This is a genomic window from Candidatus Binatia bacterium (genome assembly GCA_036382395.1).
GTDB lineage: Bacteria > Desulfobacterota > Binatia > HRBIN30 > HRBIN30 > JAGDMS01.
The window spans coordinates 1-17,204 of the sequence record DASVHW010000323.1; the positions used below are offsets into that span (position 1 = coordinate 1).

Here is a 17,204-nt window from a genome sequence, read left to right on the forward strand (position 1 = left end):
GCTCCAGATCGAATCGCTCCGTGCCGTCGAGTCCGAGCCTTTGCGCGCTCACCCCTTCGGGGAGTTGGCAGGGAAAAACGCCCATGCCGATCAGATTGGAGCGGTGGATCCGCTCGAATCCCCCAGCAATCACCGCGCGCACGCCCAGCAGCCGCGTGCCCTTGGCAGCCCAGTCGCGCGAGCTGCCCGCTCCGTAGTCCAGTCCGGCAATCACGATCAGGGGTACACCCTCGGCGCGGTAGCGCTCGGCCGCGTCGTAGATGCCCATGCGCTCGCCGTCGGGTTGGTGCCGAGTGATGCCGCCCTCGACGTCAGGCACCATCAGGTTCCGGATGCGGACATTAGAAAACGTCCCGCGGACCATGACCTCGTGGTTGCCTCGACGCGCACCGTAGCTGTTGAAGTCCTCGACGGAGACGCCCCGATCGCGCAGGTAGCCGCCGGCCGGCGAGGTCGGTTGGATGGCGCCGGCCGGGCTGATGTGGTCCGTCGTGATCGAATCGCCGAAGATGGCGAGCGCCCGCGCACCAGAGATCTCGGCGGACGGGGCGACCGCCATCGAAGGCTCGAAGTACGGCGGCTCGCGGATATACAGCGACGCCGGGTCCCATTCGTAGACGTGCCCCGTCCCGGCGGGGATCTGGTTCCACAGCGGGTTCTGGTGGGCGAAGTCGGCATAGACGCGCCGATACTCGTTGGGATCGAATGCACTCCCAAGGAGCGCATCGATCTCCTGCATCGACGGCCACACGTCGCGCAGGTACACCTCGCGTCCGTCGATGATCGCCAGCGGCTCACGCGTGAGATCGACGTCGATTCGGCCGGCAATGGCAAACGCCACGACCAGCGGCGGGCTCATGAGGAAGTTCGCCTTCACGCTCTGGTGAATGCGCGCCTCGAAGTTGCGGTTCCCCGACAGAACGCTCGCGCCGATGAGGTCGTTCGTCGTGAGCGCCTCTTCGAGCTCACGATCGAGCGGCCCCGAGTTGCCGATGCAGGTCGTGCAACCGAATCCGACGAGGTTGAAGCCCAATTGGTCAAGGAACGGCTGCAGCCCCGTCTTCTTCAGGTACTCGCTCACGACGCGCGAGCCGGGCGCAAGCGAAGTCTTGACCCACGGCTTGACGTTGAGCCCCCGCTCGACCGCCTTCTTCGCGAGCAGGCCCGCGGCCAGCATGACCGTCGGGTTCGAGGTGTTGGTGCACGACGTGATGGCTGCGATCACCACGCGGCCGTGAGCCAGCTCGCAGGTCAACGTGCGTGCGGCCCCTGAGCCCGCCTCATCGAGCCGGTTCGGCGTCGGCCGGTCGTTGATCATCTCGATCTCGGTGAGCATGTTCGTATTCTTCGCGCCACCGTTGGAAACTGTCTCGTGCGATTGTTCGCCGCCGCCCGGCCGGGGCACGGTGGCGTCCCCTAACCGCACCTCAACATGGCGCGCAGCCTCGGCGGCCGACTTGCCGTAGCCGTCGGCGCGCGTCAGCAGCGAGAGGAATTGCTCCTTGAGCTGACCTAGCGCGATCCGATCCTGTGGCCGCTTGGGACCGGCGACCGACGGCTCGACGGCGCCAAGGTCCACGTCGAGCCCGGTCGTGTAGTCGCACTGCCCGCGCTCGGGCATCCCGAACAGCCCTTGCGCCTGGAAGTAGCGGCGCACTGTCTCCACGTGCTCATCGCTCCGGCCGGTCGCTTGGAGATAGCGGCAGGACTGTTCATCAACGGGGAAGAAGCCGATCGTCGCGCCGTACTCGGGCGCCATGTTCCCGAGCGTCGCGCGGTCCGGCACCGACAGGCTCGCGGCGCCCTCGCCGTGAAACTCGACGAGCTTGCCGACGACGCGCGCTTGCCGCAGGAGCTCGGTGATACGCAGGACCAGATCGGTCGCGGTCACGCCCTCACGCAGCCGCCCGTGGAGATGCACGCCGACCACGTCGGGCAAGAGGAGATACACCGGCTGGCCGAGCATCGCTGCCTCTGCCTCGATGCCACCGACCCCCCAGCCGACGACCCCGAGCCCATTGACCATCGTGGTGTGCGAGTCGGTGCCGACCAGCGTGTCGGGGTACAGCACGCCGTCCTTCTCGAGAACGCCGCGCGCCAGGAACTCGAGGTTCACCTGGTGGCAGATGCCGAACCCCGGCGGGACGATCCGTAGCCCGTCGAATGCCTGCGCCCCCCACTTGAGGAAGCGGTAGCGCTCGTCGTTGCGGCGGAACTCCATCTCCATGTTGAGCTGGAGCGCCTCATCCCGGCCGAAGTAGTCGACCTGGACCGAGTGGTCGATCACGAGATCGACGGGAACCAGCGGCTGCACCCGCGCGACGTCATGACCGCGGCGCGCCACCGCCGAGCGCATCGCCGCGAGATCGACGAGCAGCGGCACGCCGGTGAAGTCCTGCAGCAGCACGCGACCGACGACGAACGGTACTTCCGCGGTCCGCGCGGCGCCCGGCTGCCAGCGCGCGAGCTCTTCGACGTCCTCGTCGCGGATGCGTCGGCCGTCGCGATTGCGCAGCACAGACTCGAGGACGATACGGAGGCTCACCGGCAGCCGCGAGATGCTCGCGACCCCGCTCTTCTCGAGCTGGGGAAGCGAGTAGTAGGTACCGGATGCTCCGGAGGGCAGCTGCAAACGCTGGCGGACGTCGATCATGGTTCTCTCATGATGTTAGCGGCAGGATCCCCCCTCGATTCGTCGTGATCTGAGTCCGTAGGCACGGCCGGCGAGCGCGCCGCGCGCATCAGCCTGTACGTGAGCCCCGTGGCGATCACCGCCGGCAGCACGCCCAAGCCGATGAACACCCCGTCACCGGGCAGCCGACACCATTCGATGGTGCGCATGATGCGTTCATTCAAGAACTCGGGACCGCGCGCATGCCAGTAGCCGTTATTGAGCACATCCATGAGTTGAAGCACGCCGCCGGGGAACAGGTTGCTCACAACCATGAGGGCGAGGCCGGCATTCAGGCCCCAGAACGACAACCGGACATATCGTTCGACGCGTGTCCACTGCGCATCGGCCAGCACTTGCCGGCAGGCAAACGCCGACAACGCCATCGCCAGCATCCCGAAGACACCCATCATCGCCGTGTGCGCGTGATTCGGCGTGAGGATGGTGCCGACTTCGAAGTAGCTGACTATCGGTAGGTTGATGAGCAGACCGAACACGCCTGCACCGACGAAGTTCCAGAACCCCACGGCGATCAGGAAGTAGAAGGTCCATTTGTGCGGAACTGCCACCTGCTTCCCGCAGACGTCACACTGCGCGCGCGCGAGCTTGACGAAGTCCCAGGCGTCGAGGGTCAGCAGCGTCAGCGGCACGACCTCCATGGCGGAGAAGGTCGCCGCAATCGCCATGGTGGCCGTGCCTTGGCCGGTCCAGTACCAGTGATGCCCAGTGCCGAGGATGCCGCTGCCCAGGTAGAGTATCGCGTCCAGGTACACGACGCGGGCGGCGGTCTGCGGCGAAACGATCCCGAGCTGGTGGAAGATGGTGGCCACCATCACGGTGACGAAAAGCTCGAAGAAACCTTCGACCCACAGGTGGATGATCCAGAAGCGCCACGTGTCGACCACGGAGAAATGGCTGCTGCTGCCGAAGAACATCGCGGGGAGATAGAAGAGCGGAATCGCCGCCGCGGAGCACAGGAAGAGTGAAGCCAGCTCGCGTCGTTCCGGATCCTGTCGCGCCGGTGCGATTGCTCGAAAGAGCAAGACGAGCCACAGTACGAGGCCAATTGCCAGGAGTACCTGCCATGCCCGTCCAAGATCGAGGTACTCCCAGCCCTGGTGCCCGAACCAGAACCACAGATTACCGAGGAGTTGATTGATCCCCAACAGCTCGCCGAGCAGACTGCCCAGCACGACTACGATCAAGGCGCCGAAGAGCAGGTTGACGCCGAAGACCTGATTGTCCGGATCCTTGCCGCCCAGTGACGGCGCCAGCAACAGGCCGCCGGCAACGTAGGCGGTGGCGATCCAAAAGATTGCGAGCTGCAGGTGCCACGTGCGCACGATGTTGCTCGGCAACCATTGCGACAGGTCGATTCCGTAGAAGCCGCCGGGCTCGGCGCGGTAGTGCGCGGTCGCCCCACCTACCAAGGCTTGCGCGAGAAAGAGCAGCGCGACCAGAGCGAAGTACTTGATGGTCGCCTTCTGGCTCGCCGTGGTTACGCCCGGGAGCAGCTGCGGATGCACATGTTCGGCCTTGCCCTTCCAGCCAAGGAAATCAAAGCGCCCAAACGCGAGCAGCACCAGCGCGGTTCCCGCCAGCAGTGCGATCAAGCTCAAGGCGCTCCACAGCAGCGCCTCGCTGCTTGGCGTGTTGCCGGCCGCCGGATCGTAAGGAAAATTGTTCGTGTACGAGTACGGCTTGCCGGGACGGCGCGCGACCGATGCCCACGCCGTCCAGGCGAAGAACGCGGTGAGCTGCTGCAACTGCGGCGGGTCGTGCAGGTACGACGCCGGCAAGCCGGCGCTCGCGGCGGGTTGCTGGAAGTAGGTTGTCCAGCGCGCGATCTGCTTCCGAAAGCAAAGCACCTCGGGCTCGGTGAAGCGCAATGTCTGGGTCTGCGGATCGTAGCGATTGGCGCGCAACAAGTCGGCGACTTGCGCACCGACCGCGGCACGCTCCGCCGGCCCGAGTGCGGCGAAGCCCGCGTGATAGCCCTGCGCCGCGATCAGCTCTCCTGTGTCGAGGGCAAGGGCGTGAAGATAATCTGCAGAGAAGTCCGGCCCGAGGTACGCACCGTGTCCCCAGATCGTGCCGTTCTCCATGAGGCCGTACTTCAGAAAGACCTGTTGGCCACCGATGATGTCGGCGTCCGTAAAGAGGGTCTCGCCGGCGGGACCGACCACCATGTCGGGAATCGGTGGCGCATCCTTGTAACTCCTGCCGGCGAGCCCCAATAGGATGCCCAATCCGATCACCACGATCAGGATCACCGCGCGGCGCCACCATGGCGACAACGCATCCGAGGTTGTGAGCGTATGCGAATCCATCCTCAGCGAACTCCCCACGAGCCGGCGCATTCACGCGGCGACTCACCGCCACAGCAGGTCTTTGATGAACTTGACCGTCGTTTGGCGGCCCAGTTCCGCGATCGCTCGCGTGAGCGGAATCCCCTTCGGGCACACCTTCTCGCAGTTCTGCGCGTTGCCACAATCGGTGACGCCACCCTCGCCCATCACTGCCTCCAACCGCTCGTCCTTGTTCATGGCTCCGGTCGGGTGCAGGGTGAACAGCACTGCCTGCCCCATGGCTGCCGGCCCCATAAAATTCGAATGGTCATTGACCTGCGAACAGGCTTCCAGACAGCAGCCGCACGCCATGCAGGTCGAAAGAATGTACGCGAGCTCCTGCGTCTGCATCGACACGCGCGGACCTGGCCCAAGGTCGTAGGTTCCACCGATCGGCACCCAGCAGCACATCCTGGTTCACAATGTGCAAGAGGTGGAGCACCAACGCGAGGACCGCGGCTGCGACTCCAGCCATGGCCTCCCAATCCAGGCTGAGCAGGCGACCTAACGCGCGAGGGTGTTTCATCGCTTTTGGTACTTGCCGATCGTTTACTCCGCATGGGTTGTGGGTGTCTGCTCCTCGTGGAAATGACCATGCGCGGACGCTTTCGTCGCCTCGTAGATCCCTTCCACGTAGTGGAGGAACGGAACGTACGCCTGCACATACTTCCTGCCTGCCTCGACATCGTTCTTGTCGTAGGTCTTGTTGCCGTTGGCGGCGGCAAAATGTTCGCGCACTCCATGCTGCACGGCCTCGGTAAGGAGTTTCACGAGCGCGTCCACCGATCCCGTCTGCAGCGCCTGGTCGGCGGCGGGGATGGCCGGCCCGAGGTCGCGCCCCGCAGGCTTGAGACCTGTGTAGGGCGCACCTTCGCCGGCGCGATGGATCCGCACCAGCGTTTCGAAGAAATACATGTCGGCCAGTTCCTTGGCCTGCGGGTTCAACTGTCGGACCGCGACGGTCCGCTCGAACGTCTTCTTGATCTCCGGCTCGTCCGCCTTCTGGACCCAGGGGAGCACGACGTTGACGTTGCCGGTCTCAAGGGCCTGGCGGGCGGCGACGACCACCGGCCCATCCATGCCGTCACAATGCGCCAACACCGGGACAGGTCCAAGAGCGAAAATGGCACACACACCAATGGAGAGTATGAACGATACTTTCATGATCCTTTCTCCTTGCCTGTCACGCTAGCTTTGCTGATCACGCCAGCCTCTTTTGCAACCTTCTCGACGCCAGGCACAACGATACCTGGTCCTACCCCTTTCAGGAAGATGCCGGGCTCGATGACCAGGGAGTAGCGCAGCGGATTGAGGTAGGTGAGCCACTGGGCGATCACCGGCATGTTGCCGATGGGGAACATGAAGCCCGAGAGCAAAACCGTCGGCAAGTAGAAAAACACTGCCATCATCGCCTGCAACCAGTGTCGCCTCCGCGGACGCGCGACACTGGTGCGACCCGGACTCTAGTCCCCTCTCTGAACCGAGGCGCTGGTCGACACCCGTGCGGCAGATCTCAGCCTCTCATAGACCTCTGCCGCCAGCTTTGATGCCACCAGCTTCTGGAAAGACTGGTCATTCATGAAACGCGCGAAGATCTCCTCGTTCTGATCCATGCGCTCGATGAAGAGCGTCTCCAGCAAGCTGTTGAACAGCAGTGAGAACTTATCCTGCGGGTTCACCCGCGCCGCCCGCTGCAGGGCCTCATCCTCGACCGCGGCTTCGAGGATCTGGTCGAAAAACAACTGGTCTGCGTCGGTGAAATCCGTTCCGAATCTCTGGTTCACAAAGTCTATCAGCCGCGACAGCGCCACCGGTTCTTCGCGCACGACTCCGCTGCCGACCTCGCTGGGGCCGTCAAGCGGCTTGCCCTTGTACTCCGACAGACTGATCGACCCCTCGCTGATCTTCTGCAGACGGTAGTACTGCAGTCTGACCTCGTCATCGAATTGGTAGCTCGGGCCGCTCCGTCGCTTCGGTAGCTTCGGCGACAGGTGCCGCAGGAACGTGTACAGCCGCTCCAAGTCAGAGTCTTGGTACGGGATCACCTGGCTCAGAAACGCGTAGAGGTTTCGAAAGGCCGTCAGCTTCCCCCGCCACAGCTCAGCCTCATCCTCGTCCTTCTGCGTCAGGGCACGGAAGCGATCGACCGCCGGATCGAGCGCCGCATTCATCGCCTGGTGATCTGCCGGACTCTGGCGGGCCTTCGGCTTGAAGTAGACTTCGCAGAACCGCTGCACTTCCTCGTGGAGGTAGATTCCGGAGCTGTCCAGGTCCGCCTTCAACTCGTATAAGCGTGCGGGATCGACTGGCTCGCCCATCTGCGCGCCTTCGTAATACTGCGCGAAGGCGTCCTGGATCTCTTTGCGATCGTTCACGAAGTCGAGGACGAAGGTGTCTTCCTTCAGCGGATGAGTACGATTGAGCCGTGAGAGCGTCTGCACGGCCTGCAAACCGGCCAGGCGCTTGTCGACGTACATGGTGTGCAACAACGGCTGGTCGAATCCGGTCTGGTACTTCTCCGCAACCAGCAGCACTTGATACTCAGACGTCGCGAACTTCTCCGGGAGCTCCCGTTCTTTGGTCCCGTCGTTCATTCCCTCTTCGGTGTAGGTCTTGTCCGGGATCTTGTCGTCAACCACCGTTCCGGAGAACGCAACCAGCGTCTTGATGGGGTAGCCCTTCTCCGCGATGTAGCGGTCGAAGCCCTGCTTGTACCGCACCGCTTCGAGGCGCGAGCCGGTGACCACCATCGCCTTGGCCTTGCCGCCGATCCGGTGGCGGGTGAAGGTGTTGAAATGCTCGACCATCACCTCGGTCTTCTGGGCGATGTTGTGCGGGTGCAGGCGCATGAAACGCGCCAGTGCCCGCGCCGCCTTCTTCCGTTGCACGTTCGGATCGTCCTCACACGCCTTCAGCAGTCCGAAGTACGCCGCGTACGTCGTGTAGTGCTTGAGGACGTCCATGATGAACGCTTCCTCGATGGCCTGGCGCATCGTGTAGCGGTGGAAGGGTTCGCCGTTACGCCCAAAGACGGCGAGCGTCTTGTGTTTGGGCGTGGCCGTGAAGGCGAAGAAGCTCAGGTTGGCCTGCCGTCCGCGCTTGGCCATCTCCCGGAACAACTCCGCGAACTCTTCCTGTCCCTGCTCGGCGGCCTCCCTGCGCGCCTCTTCGACCAAGTCTTCGCCACCAAGCACGCCCTTCAACTTCGTCGCCGTTTCGCCTGATTGCGAACTGTGGGCCTCGTCTATGACGACGGCACAGCGCCGCGTCGACAGCACACCGGTGCCTTGGTCGCCACGCTCCTCGGCCATCTTGAGAAGCTGCCGCGATACGAAGGGAAACTTCTGTAGCGTGGTGACGATGACCGGCACGGCGCTGTGTAGCGCTTCGGCGAGCTGGCGGGAGTCAGTTTCGATCTTCTGCACCACGCCTTGCCGGTGCTCGAACTGATAGATGGTGTCCTGCAACTGCTGGTCGAGGACCACCCGGTCGGTCACGACGATGACGCTGTCGAATACCCGCTGCTCGGCGTCGTTGTGCAGCGAGGCGAGTCGGTGGACGAGCCAGCCGATGGTGTTGCTCTTGCCGCTGCCGGCTGAGTGCTCGACGAGGTAGTTGCTGCCCGGCCCTTCTTTTCTTGCCGCATCCACGAGCGTGCGGACGGCTTGGAGCTGATGATACCGCGGAAAGATCATCGTCTCGCGTTTGACCTTGCGCCCGTCCTCAGTGCGCTTCTCTTCGATCTGCAGGTGCAGAAAGCGGGCGAGCAGATCCAGCAGGCTGTCACGCGCCAGCACCTCTTCCCAGAGGTAGGCGGTTCGGTACGTTCGCCCGTGCGGGTCGGGCGGATTGCCTGCACCACCATCGCGACCTTTGTTGAACGGCAGGAAATGCGTCGCGCCGCCCGCGAGGCGGGTCGTCATCAACACCACCTCGGTGTCGACGGCGAAGTGCACCAACGTGCGGTGCTTGAACTCGAAGATCGGCTCGTGCTGGTCGCGATCGTATTGGTACTGACGCTTCGCATTCTCAGCATCCTGGTCGGTGAGCGGGTTCTTCAGCTCCAGGCTCGCGATGGGAATTCCGTTGAGGCTGATCACCACGTCGATCGAGTTGGCATTCCGCGTCGAGTAGCGCAGCTGCCGTGTGATGCCGACACGGTTGGCGGCGTAGCGCGTTTCCAACTCCGGGTTCAGTCCGTGTGCAGCCTTGAAGAATGCCACGCGCAGCGTCCGCCCGTAGCACTTGAACGCATGCCGCAGCGTGGCCAGCGAGCCGTAGGCATCCATCCATTTGCACAGGTCACCGATGATCTGCTCGCCGGTCTTCTCGCCGTGCAACGCCTCCAGCTTCATCCACTCCTTCGGCTGCGTCTCGCGGACGAAAGCGATGACCACCTCGGGAAACACGGCCCGCTCCGGTTCGTACGCTGCCTTGTCCACACTGACATACCCATTCCCCAACAGATGGGACTCGATCACGGATTCAAAGGCCCCTTCGGTGTGACGAGCGGTGATGGTCATTTCAAAACGTCCACTTTTCCCTACGCATCATATCGAGGAAGTCGATGCACGGGACGTGCTCCGCCAGGCATACGTCCGGGATGTAGGTTCGCTGCTTGCGCTTCCCAGCGGTCTTGGTCTTCGCGTGAGTCTCCTGGGTAACGACGGTGAGGCCACGCTCCGCAGCCAACCCGATGACAAAGGGGTCTGCCTGCATCCGACGCTTGGACGTTGAGTCGAGCAAGATCGGGTATGCGGCGGTCAGCTGCGCCGCGCGACGCTGGACCGGCTCGTCAGTGGGGACGAACATCCCCTGTTGTGCGTCAGCCCAGTCGTAGAGCGGATCCTTCTTGCCACCCAGCTCTTCGAGTACGTACTCGGACGCCAGGAGATTGCCTCCCGCAATCAGACGTTCCACTTGTTTTACGAGGCTGGGGAAAATATCCGGTGGGTAGCGGCGGATGTACCAGGTCATGAGGGCGCTGGTGTCGATCGAGTACATGTCCGCAGTTCCCGCCGCGCTATTCGCGCCCGCCTGGTCCAAGCACCAGCTCGCGCTTCAGGTCGGCGAAGTGGTGCAGCTTCAGGTCCAGCGCCTCCGACGCGGCCTGCGGGCTGATCAGATCGCGCTCGAGCGAATCGAGTACAAGTGCCGCGAAGGTCGGGCCGACACGGCTGAGGATGGTATCCACGCGCGATGGGCCGCCGGCGGACTCCTTCTTCGGCCGCTGCTCCCACTGCTTGTCCCACGCCTCTCGCCATTCACGGTAAAACGTCCACGTCGTGCGCCGCAGATTCACCAGACGGGTGAGTAACGCAACCGGACTCACTCGATACCGCCGCGCCAGTGCCTGGATCTCCTCCGTATCCCACGGTGCCGACGCGGCATGATCACGAATACGTGAGTCCGCCAGCATCGTCTCGCGCGGCATCAGTGCGGCGGCCGTGGTGGCATCGGCAAATCGCTCCAGCTCCGACCACTGCGATGCGGAGCGCCGCTCCTCCGCCGCGGGGTGCTCATCGCCGCTGCGTGAGAGCATTACGTGGGTTATCTCATGGAGCAGCGTGAAGGCGCGGGCGAGGGGATGCTCGCGGCTGTTCACGCCGAGGACGGGCAACGGATCGAGAAAGAGCGCCACGCCGCGCATCTCGCGCAACGGAATGCCGGGCACCTGGAAGACCATCAGCCCCAGCGCCTCGGCACGATCACGCCACGTGCGCCAGGCCATGTACTCGTTCGGCCAGTGCAGCTGATCGTCAAGCGGTACCGCGAGCGCTTTGCGCAAACGCCGACCCACGTCCTCGGGGTCTTCGTGCAGCCGGGCGTGCAGGTTGAAACGGGGTGGTTCCTCCTCGTTTTCCTCGAACAGCTCCAACGCCACCTCACGGCGGCGATGCAATTCGCGCAGCGCCAAGCGCAGCTCCGGAGACTCCGCCCCGGGCTTTACCCCAGGCAGGTGGCGGTATTCTGCTGACAGCGGCAGCGTTGCTGGCGGTTCTTGGAGATAGAACACCGGCATCGGCCGGTGGTAGATCGCTGCCAGCCGTTCCGCCTGACGGAGCGTCGGCTGCTTGTCGCCCGACTCCCACGCGCGCAGCTTCTCGACAGGTACACGTACGCGCTCGGCTGCCTCGTCAGGCGAGTAGCCAGCCTCTTCCCGTGCCCAGACGAGCAGCGGGGGATTCACCAGCGCTGGGATCGAAGCAGCCATGACACACAACAACCGAAATAGTACCACCAGCTAGTCAGAGATCACAACCAACGAGCATTGCTGCGCCGGGTGGTTTGGCCGCGCACACCGATGTTGCCGGCTATACGGGTACCCCTCACACGTCGTTACGCAGATCGCTCATTTGAAGCTGCGTTGGACGCGTGCCAACCCCGCTCGAGAGCAGTGGCAATTCGATCTAACTCCTTTATCGCCCGGAGACCCTCCGACTCGACAGCATCGGTGAGGGCGAACGAATCAACGTCGAGCTTTGTCACAACTGGCGGCATCTTGCGGCTGTCGGCGTTGTCGAATGTCTTGGAGGTTTCGCCGTCGGTTTGCCGGCCGTAGAGCTTCACGATCTCGGCGATCTGGTTGCCGGTGATGTGACGGCGCTTGTCACCGAGGCTGCGCTTGTTGTCCTCGCTGCCGCCCGCCGTCCAGACGTCACGGGCATCGAGGAGCTGGATCTTGCCCTTGCGGCGCTTCTCCTTCCGGTTGGTAACGATCCAGACGTAGGTGCCGATGCCGGTGTGTGCCGATGCCGGTGTTGTAAAACATCTGTTCCGGAAGCGCGACAATGGCTTCGAGCCAGTCGTTCTCGATGATCCACTTACGGATGTCGCTTTCGCCCGAGCCCGCGCCGCCGGTGAAAAGCGGCGAGCCGCTGAACACGATCGCTACGCGTGAGCCGTGCTTGTGCTGCTCGGGCTGAACCGGCTCGAACTTGCTGATCATGTGCTGGAGGAAGAGCAACGAGCCGTCGTTGACGCGGGGCAGCCCGGCGCCAAAGCGGCCGGCGAAGCCGAGCTTCTCATGCTCGCGCACGATCTCCTTCTGCTGTTTCTTCCAGTCGACGCCAAAGGGCACGTTGGCGAGGAAATAGTCGAACGTCTCGCCCTCAAACTGGTCTTCGGTGAACGAATCGCCGAACCGGATGTTGTCGCCGGTGCCGTTGTGGTCCACCTGTTTGATCAGCATGTCCGACGCGGCGGTCGCGAACGCGCGTCTGTTGTAATCCTGCCCATACACAAACAACCGCGCTTCGGCGTGGTGATCGCGCATGTAGTTCTGCCCTTCCGCCAGCATGCCCCCGGTGCCGCAGGCGCAATCCAGCAGCTTACGAACGGTTCCTGACCGTGACAGTAGGTCGTCGTCGTGGAGGAAGAGCAGGTTGACCATCAGGCGGATGACGTCACGGGGCGTGAAGTGATCACCGGCGGTCTCGTTCGCCAGCTCGTTGAAGCGGCGAATGAGGTTCTCGAAAAGCAGACCCATCTCGATGTTGTCGACGGCATCAGGGTGCAGGTCGATCTCGCAGAACTTGGAGACCACGAGGTAGAGGATGTTGGCCTCGCGCATCTTTTCGATCTCGTTCGAGAACTCGAAGTACTCGAAGATGCGGCGAACGTTGGCGGAGAAGCCGTTGATGTACGAGGTCAGGTGCTTGTCGATGTGATCGGGGTCGCCCTTCAGCTTCTCGAACGTGAGCGGGGAGTGGTTATGAAAGCGCTGCCCCGCAGCCCGGTTCAGGAGCCGGTCCAACGCATCGTCGCCGAGCTTGCCTCCTTTGCGCTTCGCGTGCTCGGCCAGCACCTTCTCCTTCGTCGGCGCCAGCACACAGTCGAAGCGGCGCAGGACGGGTCATCGGCAGCATGACCCGCTCGTACTGCGGGGGCCGGTAGGGACCGCGTAGGAGGTCGGCGATCTGCCAGATGAAGCTACTCAGCTCGTGGTGGTTGGGCATGCCGAGCGGGAACTATCAAAGACTGGGGCACATACCAAGATCCAGCCGATTTAGCCGAGCGGCCGGTGCAATATCGCCGTTCGACTGTGGCGCTCAGGCCACTGCCGCCGGGCGCGCTTCCGGCAGGACCGTGGCGGGAGCCGGTTTGCCCGCGGGCTCGCGGGCCAGCACGGGACGGCCCGGCCGCCAGTTCTTGAGATCTTCGAATAGCGAGTACGCCACCGGCGTAAGCAGCAACGTGATCAGGAGGCACAGGGTTTGCCCGCCCATGACGACGATGCCGATGGAGCGGTTGGTCATCGCGCCCTCGCTTGCCGAGAAGACGAGCGGCACCATGCCCGCAACCAACGAAATCGTCGTCATCAAGATCGGACGCAGCCGCTCGCGGTTGGCCTGGATGATGGCATCGGACATCGGCAGACCCGCCGCCCGCAGCCCGATGGTGTGGTCGATCTGGAGAATGGCGTTCTTCTTCACCACACCAAAGAGCAAAAGGATGCCGAGGGCACTGAATATGTTGAGCGTCGCACCCACCACCATCAAGGACACCAGGGCGAATGGGACCGCCAGCGGCAAGGACAGCATGATGGTGATCGGATGCAGGAAACTCTCGAACTGGCTCGCCAGCACCATGTACATGAAGATGACCGACAGCAAGAACGCCACTTGAAAACCGGCTACGGTCTCGTTCATTAGCTTGCCCATGCCGGTTACGCCGGTGCGGTAGCCGGGTGGGATATCGAGTTGCTGGACACGCCGGTCAACGGCCTGCAGCGCATCGCCCAACGCATACCCAGGGGCCATGTTCGCCAGCAAGGTGATCTGGCGCTCGCGATTGTGCCGGTCGATCTCTGTCGGCCCGGTTCCGCGCACCGTATCCACGATGCTGTCCAAACGTACGCGCCCGAGCTTCGTTGACGGCACGAACAGCTGGCCAAGCGCCTGCGCATCGGCGCGATCATCCGCTTGCAGGCGCAACCGCACGTCATACAGATCGAGGCCGTCCTTGAACATGGTGACTTTGTCGCCGTTGACCATCGTGCGCAGGCTCAAGGCGATGTCGGCCGGCTGCACACCGAGGTCCGAAGCCTTCGCCCGGTTGATGCGCACCTGCACCTCGGGCTTTCCGGGTTCCGACGTCGAATCGATATCGACGATGCCGGGGGTGGAAGCCATGATGTCACGCACCTGATTGGTCAGGCGTTCGAGCAGGTCCAGGTCGGGGCCCTGGACGTTGTACACCACTTCCGCCGAGCGCATGCCACTGCCGGACATCTCTGGCGGCTGGTCGACGCTGGCGCGGACCTCGGGATAGTTCCGGACGATCTCGCGCGCCTTGATCATGAGATCGAACTGGCTCACCGAGCGTTGATCGAGCGCTCTCAACACCACCACGATCTGCGCCGTGGTGACGGAGTCGGTCTCCGGTGAGCCCACGTTCACCGTCACGTGCTCGACTCCCGGAAGCGGCTGGATCTGTCGCTCAATCTCGCGCACCACCGCATCGGTACGCGCCAACGTATAGCCCTGCGGCGCCTTGATGTTCACCTCGAAGCCGCCAATATCGTCCGCCGGGATGAAGGCCATGCCGACGAAACGCGCAACGAGCGGAATCGAGGCCATGGTCAACAGTGCGACGAGAACGACCAGCCAGCGGTGCCGCATCGCAAAACGCAGCAGGGTCGTATACCCACGATCGATGGGCCGGAAGAACCAGGCCTCGCGTGACGGGGCCTTGTGCGCGTCGTGCTTGAGAAAGCGCGAGCACAGCATCGGCGTGAGCGTGAAACCGACGACCAACGACACCAAGATCGCGCACGCCATCGTCAGGCCGAAGCTCTTCAGAAACGACCCCATGATCCCGGGGATGAAGGCGACCGGGAGGAAAATGACCACGAGGGAGAGGGTGGTGGCGCTGACCGCGAGACCCACCTCGGCGGTAGCGGCCCGCGCCGCTTCGAAGGGAGACATGTCCTTCTCTTCAATGAAGCGGAAGATGTTCTCCAACACCACGATGGCGTCGTCGATCACGATGCCGACTGAGAGCGTCAGCGCCAGCAGCGTCAGCCAGTTCAGGCTGAAGCCCATGATCTTCATCAGCGTGAAGGTGGTCACGATCGAACAGGGGATGGCCACGGCGGCAATGACGGTGGCGCGCAGGTTCCCCATGAACAGGAAGACCACGATGCTCGCCAGGAACGCCCCGACGATCAGGTGCTTCTGCACCTCCTTCACCGCCCCGCGGATGAAGTACGCCTGGTCGCGGGTGACCGCCACCCGCACTCCGGGGGGCAAAGTCTTGCGGATCTCATCGAGCTGTTTCACCACAGCATCGACAGTCGCCACGGTGTTGGTGCCGGACTGTTTGCGCACCTGGAGCGTCAATGCGTTCTGGCCGTTGTACCGCGACAGCGATCGCGGCTCGACCACCCCGTCCACGACGCGGCCGATGTCGGCTACGCGGATCTGGGTGCCCTGACGGTTGGCGACCACCAGCTGTTCGAAGTCCGCCACCGTGGCCACGCGGCCCAGGGTGCGCAAGGTCGCCTCGTACTGGCCATGCCCCACCCGGCCAGCCGGAATCTCGATGTTTTGCGAGGCCAGCGCCCGCGCCACCTCGCCGATCGTGAGGCCGTATGCATTGAGCCGGTGCGCGTCGATCGTGACCTGCACTTCCCGATCGCGACCGCCGATGATTTTGATGGCGCCGACACCCGGCAAACTCTCCAGCGCTTCCTTCACCCGCTTCTTGGCAATCTCCGTCAGTTCGCGGAGGTCACGGTCTCCCGACACCGCCAGCAGCAGAATCGGCGTGAAGTCCGGATCGAACTTCTCGACCACCGGCGGGTCCGTGCCTTCCGGCAGGTCTTTCAAAACGGTTCCGATCTTGTCGCGCACATCCTGCGCCGCATCCTCCAGGTTGCGCTCCATCAGGAAGAGGATGATCACGCGCGAGAAGCCATCGAGGGTGACCGAACGCATTTCGTCGATGCCGTTGACGGTATTGACCGCTTCCTCAACCACCTTGGTGACGCGCGCTTCCATCTCCTCCGATCCCGCGCCCGGAAGCGTCGTGGTGATGGCGACGACCGGGATGTCGGTCTTCGGGTACAGGTCGACGACCAAGCTGCGGTACGAGAAGATGCCCATCACCACCAGGGCCGCGATCCCCATGGTGGCGAACACCGGGCGGCGAACCGAAATGTCGGCGAGAATCATGGACGCAGCCTCCGGACCGTGGCCGTTCCCTTGCGTACCGGGCGACTAGCGCTCAGCGCTTGCAGGATGTCGTGGGTACCCTGCTGGTAGACTCGCAAACTACCCCTGCGCTCCGTCGCCCACTGGGTCACAAACGAGTCGATGGTTCCCAGGAGCGACATGGCCAGTAACTTCGGCTCGATAGGCGGCAGACTGCGCTCCCGCACCGCCAGCCGAGACAGAGCCGTGACCTCGCCGAGAAAGGCCTGCATGCACTCGAACACGCGCTGGCCAAACTGCGGCAGCACATTCCACTCGAGGCCGTGGGAAGCGGTGACGTAGACGCGGAAGGCGCGCTCGTGCTCGGCGCAATAGGCGAAAATGGCGTCCACCGCGGCGTGCAACTTGTCGATTCCCCTCGGCGCCGGGGCGACGTGCGCGCGTACGCAGCCGCGCAGCTCCTCCATCCGCCGCTCCAGCAGCGAGGTGTAGAGGTTCTCCTTGTTGCCGAAGAAATTGTACAGCGTCCCCACGGAGACCTCCGCGCGCTTGGCGATCTCGTCGACCGAGGCGCCGTGAAAGCCGCGCGCGGCGAGCACCGCCTCGGCCGCCTCGAAGATGATTTCTTGACGGAGGGCGAGTTCGCGCTGCTTGCGGGAAGATCGGATCATGCTTGAACCATCGCTCATATAATGAACGATCGTTCAACTTATCCCGGCATCGCGCCAGGGTCAAGTCGCCGTGCGGCCCAGATCAGCCGCAGTTACCCTTGAGCCGAATTCGGTACCGGCAATTCTGCGAACCGGTGGCCACCGTCTCCACGGTTTCCACCTCCACCGGCGTCTGGGCGACGGTTGCGAACAGGCCTTGCACCCAGTGCGCGCCGCAGCTGCACAGCTTGGGATCCAGGCGAACCACTTTGCGCCGCACGAACGGGCAGACGCATTCGCCGTGGTGTTGCTCGATCCAGTCGATGACGTCGCCCTGTCGCTGGATATCGACCTGGCTCGGCCCGGCGGTGCGCATGGC

Annotated in this window: 11 protein-coding genes and 1 pseudogene; all 12 read right to left on the reverse strand. The window is 63.5% G+C overall.

All coding sequences use genetic code 11. The features are described 5' to 3' along the window. Window positions 1–2,653: aconitate hydratase (locus VF515_15055; protein HEX7408949.1), on the reverse strand; the 2,653-nt coding region annotated here is incomplete at its 3' end. Then, a complete protein-coding gene (locus tag VF515_15060) occupies window positions 2,650–5,001 on the reverse strand; it encodes a nitric-oxide reductase large subunit (protein ID HEX7408950.1) in 2,352 nt (783 codons plus the stop codon). The genes VF515_15055 and VF515_15060, both read right to left, overlap by 4 nt. A gap of 42 nt (window positions 5,002–5,043) precedes the next feature. Next, complete coding sequence (locus VF515_15065) at window positions 5,044–5,418, reverse strand: 4Fe-4S dicluster domain-containing protein (GenBank protein ID HEX7408951.1); 375 nt, start codon at window positions 5,416–5,418, stop codon at window positions 5,044–5,046. A gap of 150 nt (window positions 5,419–5,568) precedes the next feature. Then, on the reverse strand, window positions 5,569–6,183 hold the full coding sequence (locus VF515_15070; GenBank protein HEX7408952.1) for a DUF6448 family protein: 615 nt from the start codon (window positions 6,181–6,183) through the stop codon (window positions 5,569–5,571). Continuing rightward, a complete protein-coding gene (locus VF515_15075) occupies window positions 6,180–6,428 on the reverse strand; it encodes an ABC transporter permease (protein HEX7408953.1) in 249 nt (82 codons plus the stop codon). Before VF515_15075 ends, VF515_15070 begins: the two co-directional genes overlap by 4 nt. Before the next feature lie 54 nt (window positions 6,429–6,482). Further along, window positions 6,483–9,542, reverse strand: a complete 3,060-nt coding sequence (locus tag VF515_15080; GenBank protein HEX7408954.1) for a type I restriction endonuclease — start codon at window positions 9,540–9,542, stop codon at window positions 6,483–6,485. Between the two features lies 1 nt (window position 9,543). Continuing rightward, a complete protein-coding gene (locus VF515_15085) occupies window positions 9,544–10,023 on the reverse strand; it encodes a DUF4411 family protein (GenBank protein ID HEX7408955.1) in 480 nt (159 codons plus the stop codon). A gap of 19 nt (window positions 10,024–10,042) precedes the next feature. After that, the gene (locus tag VF515_15090) at window positions 10,043–11,233 is read right to left on the reverse strand and encodes an XRE family transcriptional regulator (GenBank protein HEX7408956.1); all 1,191 of its coding nucleotides are present in this window, start codon (window positions 11,231–11,233) and stop codon (window positions 10,043–10,045) included. A 296-nt stretch (window positions 11,234–11,529) separates the two neighbouring features. Continuing rightward, window positions 11,530–12,977, reverse strand: a pseudogene (locus tag VF515_15095) (class I SAM-dependent DNA methyltransferase). Window positions 12,978–13,070: 93 nt separating this feature from the next. Then, window positions 13,071–16,196 carry an efflux RND transporter permease subunit gene (locus VF515_15100; protein HEX7408957.1) on the reverse strand — a complete coding sequence of 1,042 codons (3,126 nt, stop codon included), beginning with the start codon at window positions 16,194–16,196 and terminating at the stop codon, window positions 13,071–13,073. Continuing rightward, on the reverse strand, window positions 16,193–16,846 hold the full coding sequence (locus VF515_15105) for a TetR/AcrR family transcriptional regulator (GenBank protein ID HEX7408958.1): 654 nt from the start codon (window positions 16,844–16,846) through the stop codon (window positions 16,193–16,195). Before VF515_15105 ends, VF515_15100 begins: the two co-directional genes overlap by 4 nt. An 82-nt stretch (window positions 16,847–16,928) precedes the next feature. Next, a partial coding sequence (locus VF515_15110; GenBank protein ID HEX7408959.1) for a hypothetical protein occupies window positions 16,929–17,204 on the reverse strand: 276 nt, incomplete at its 5' end.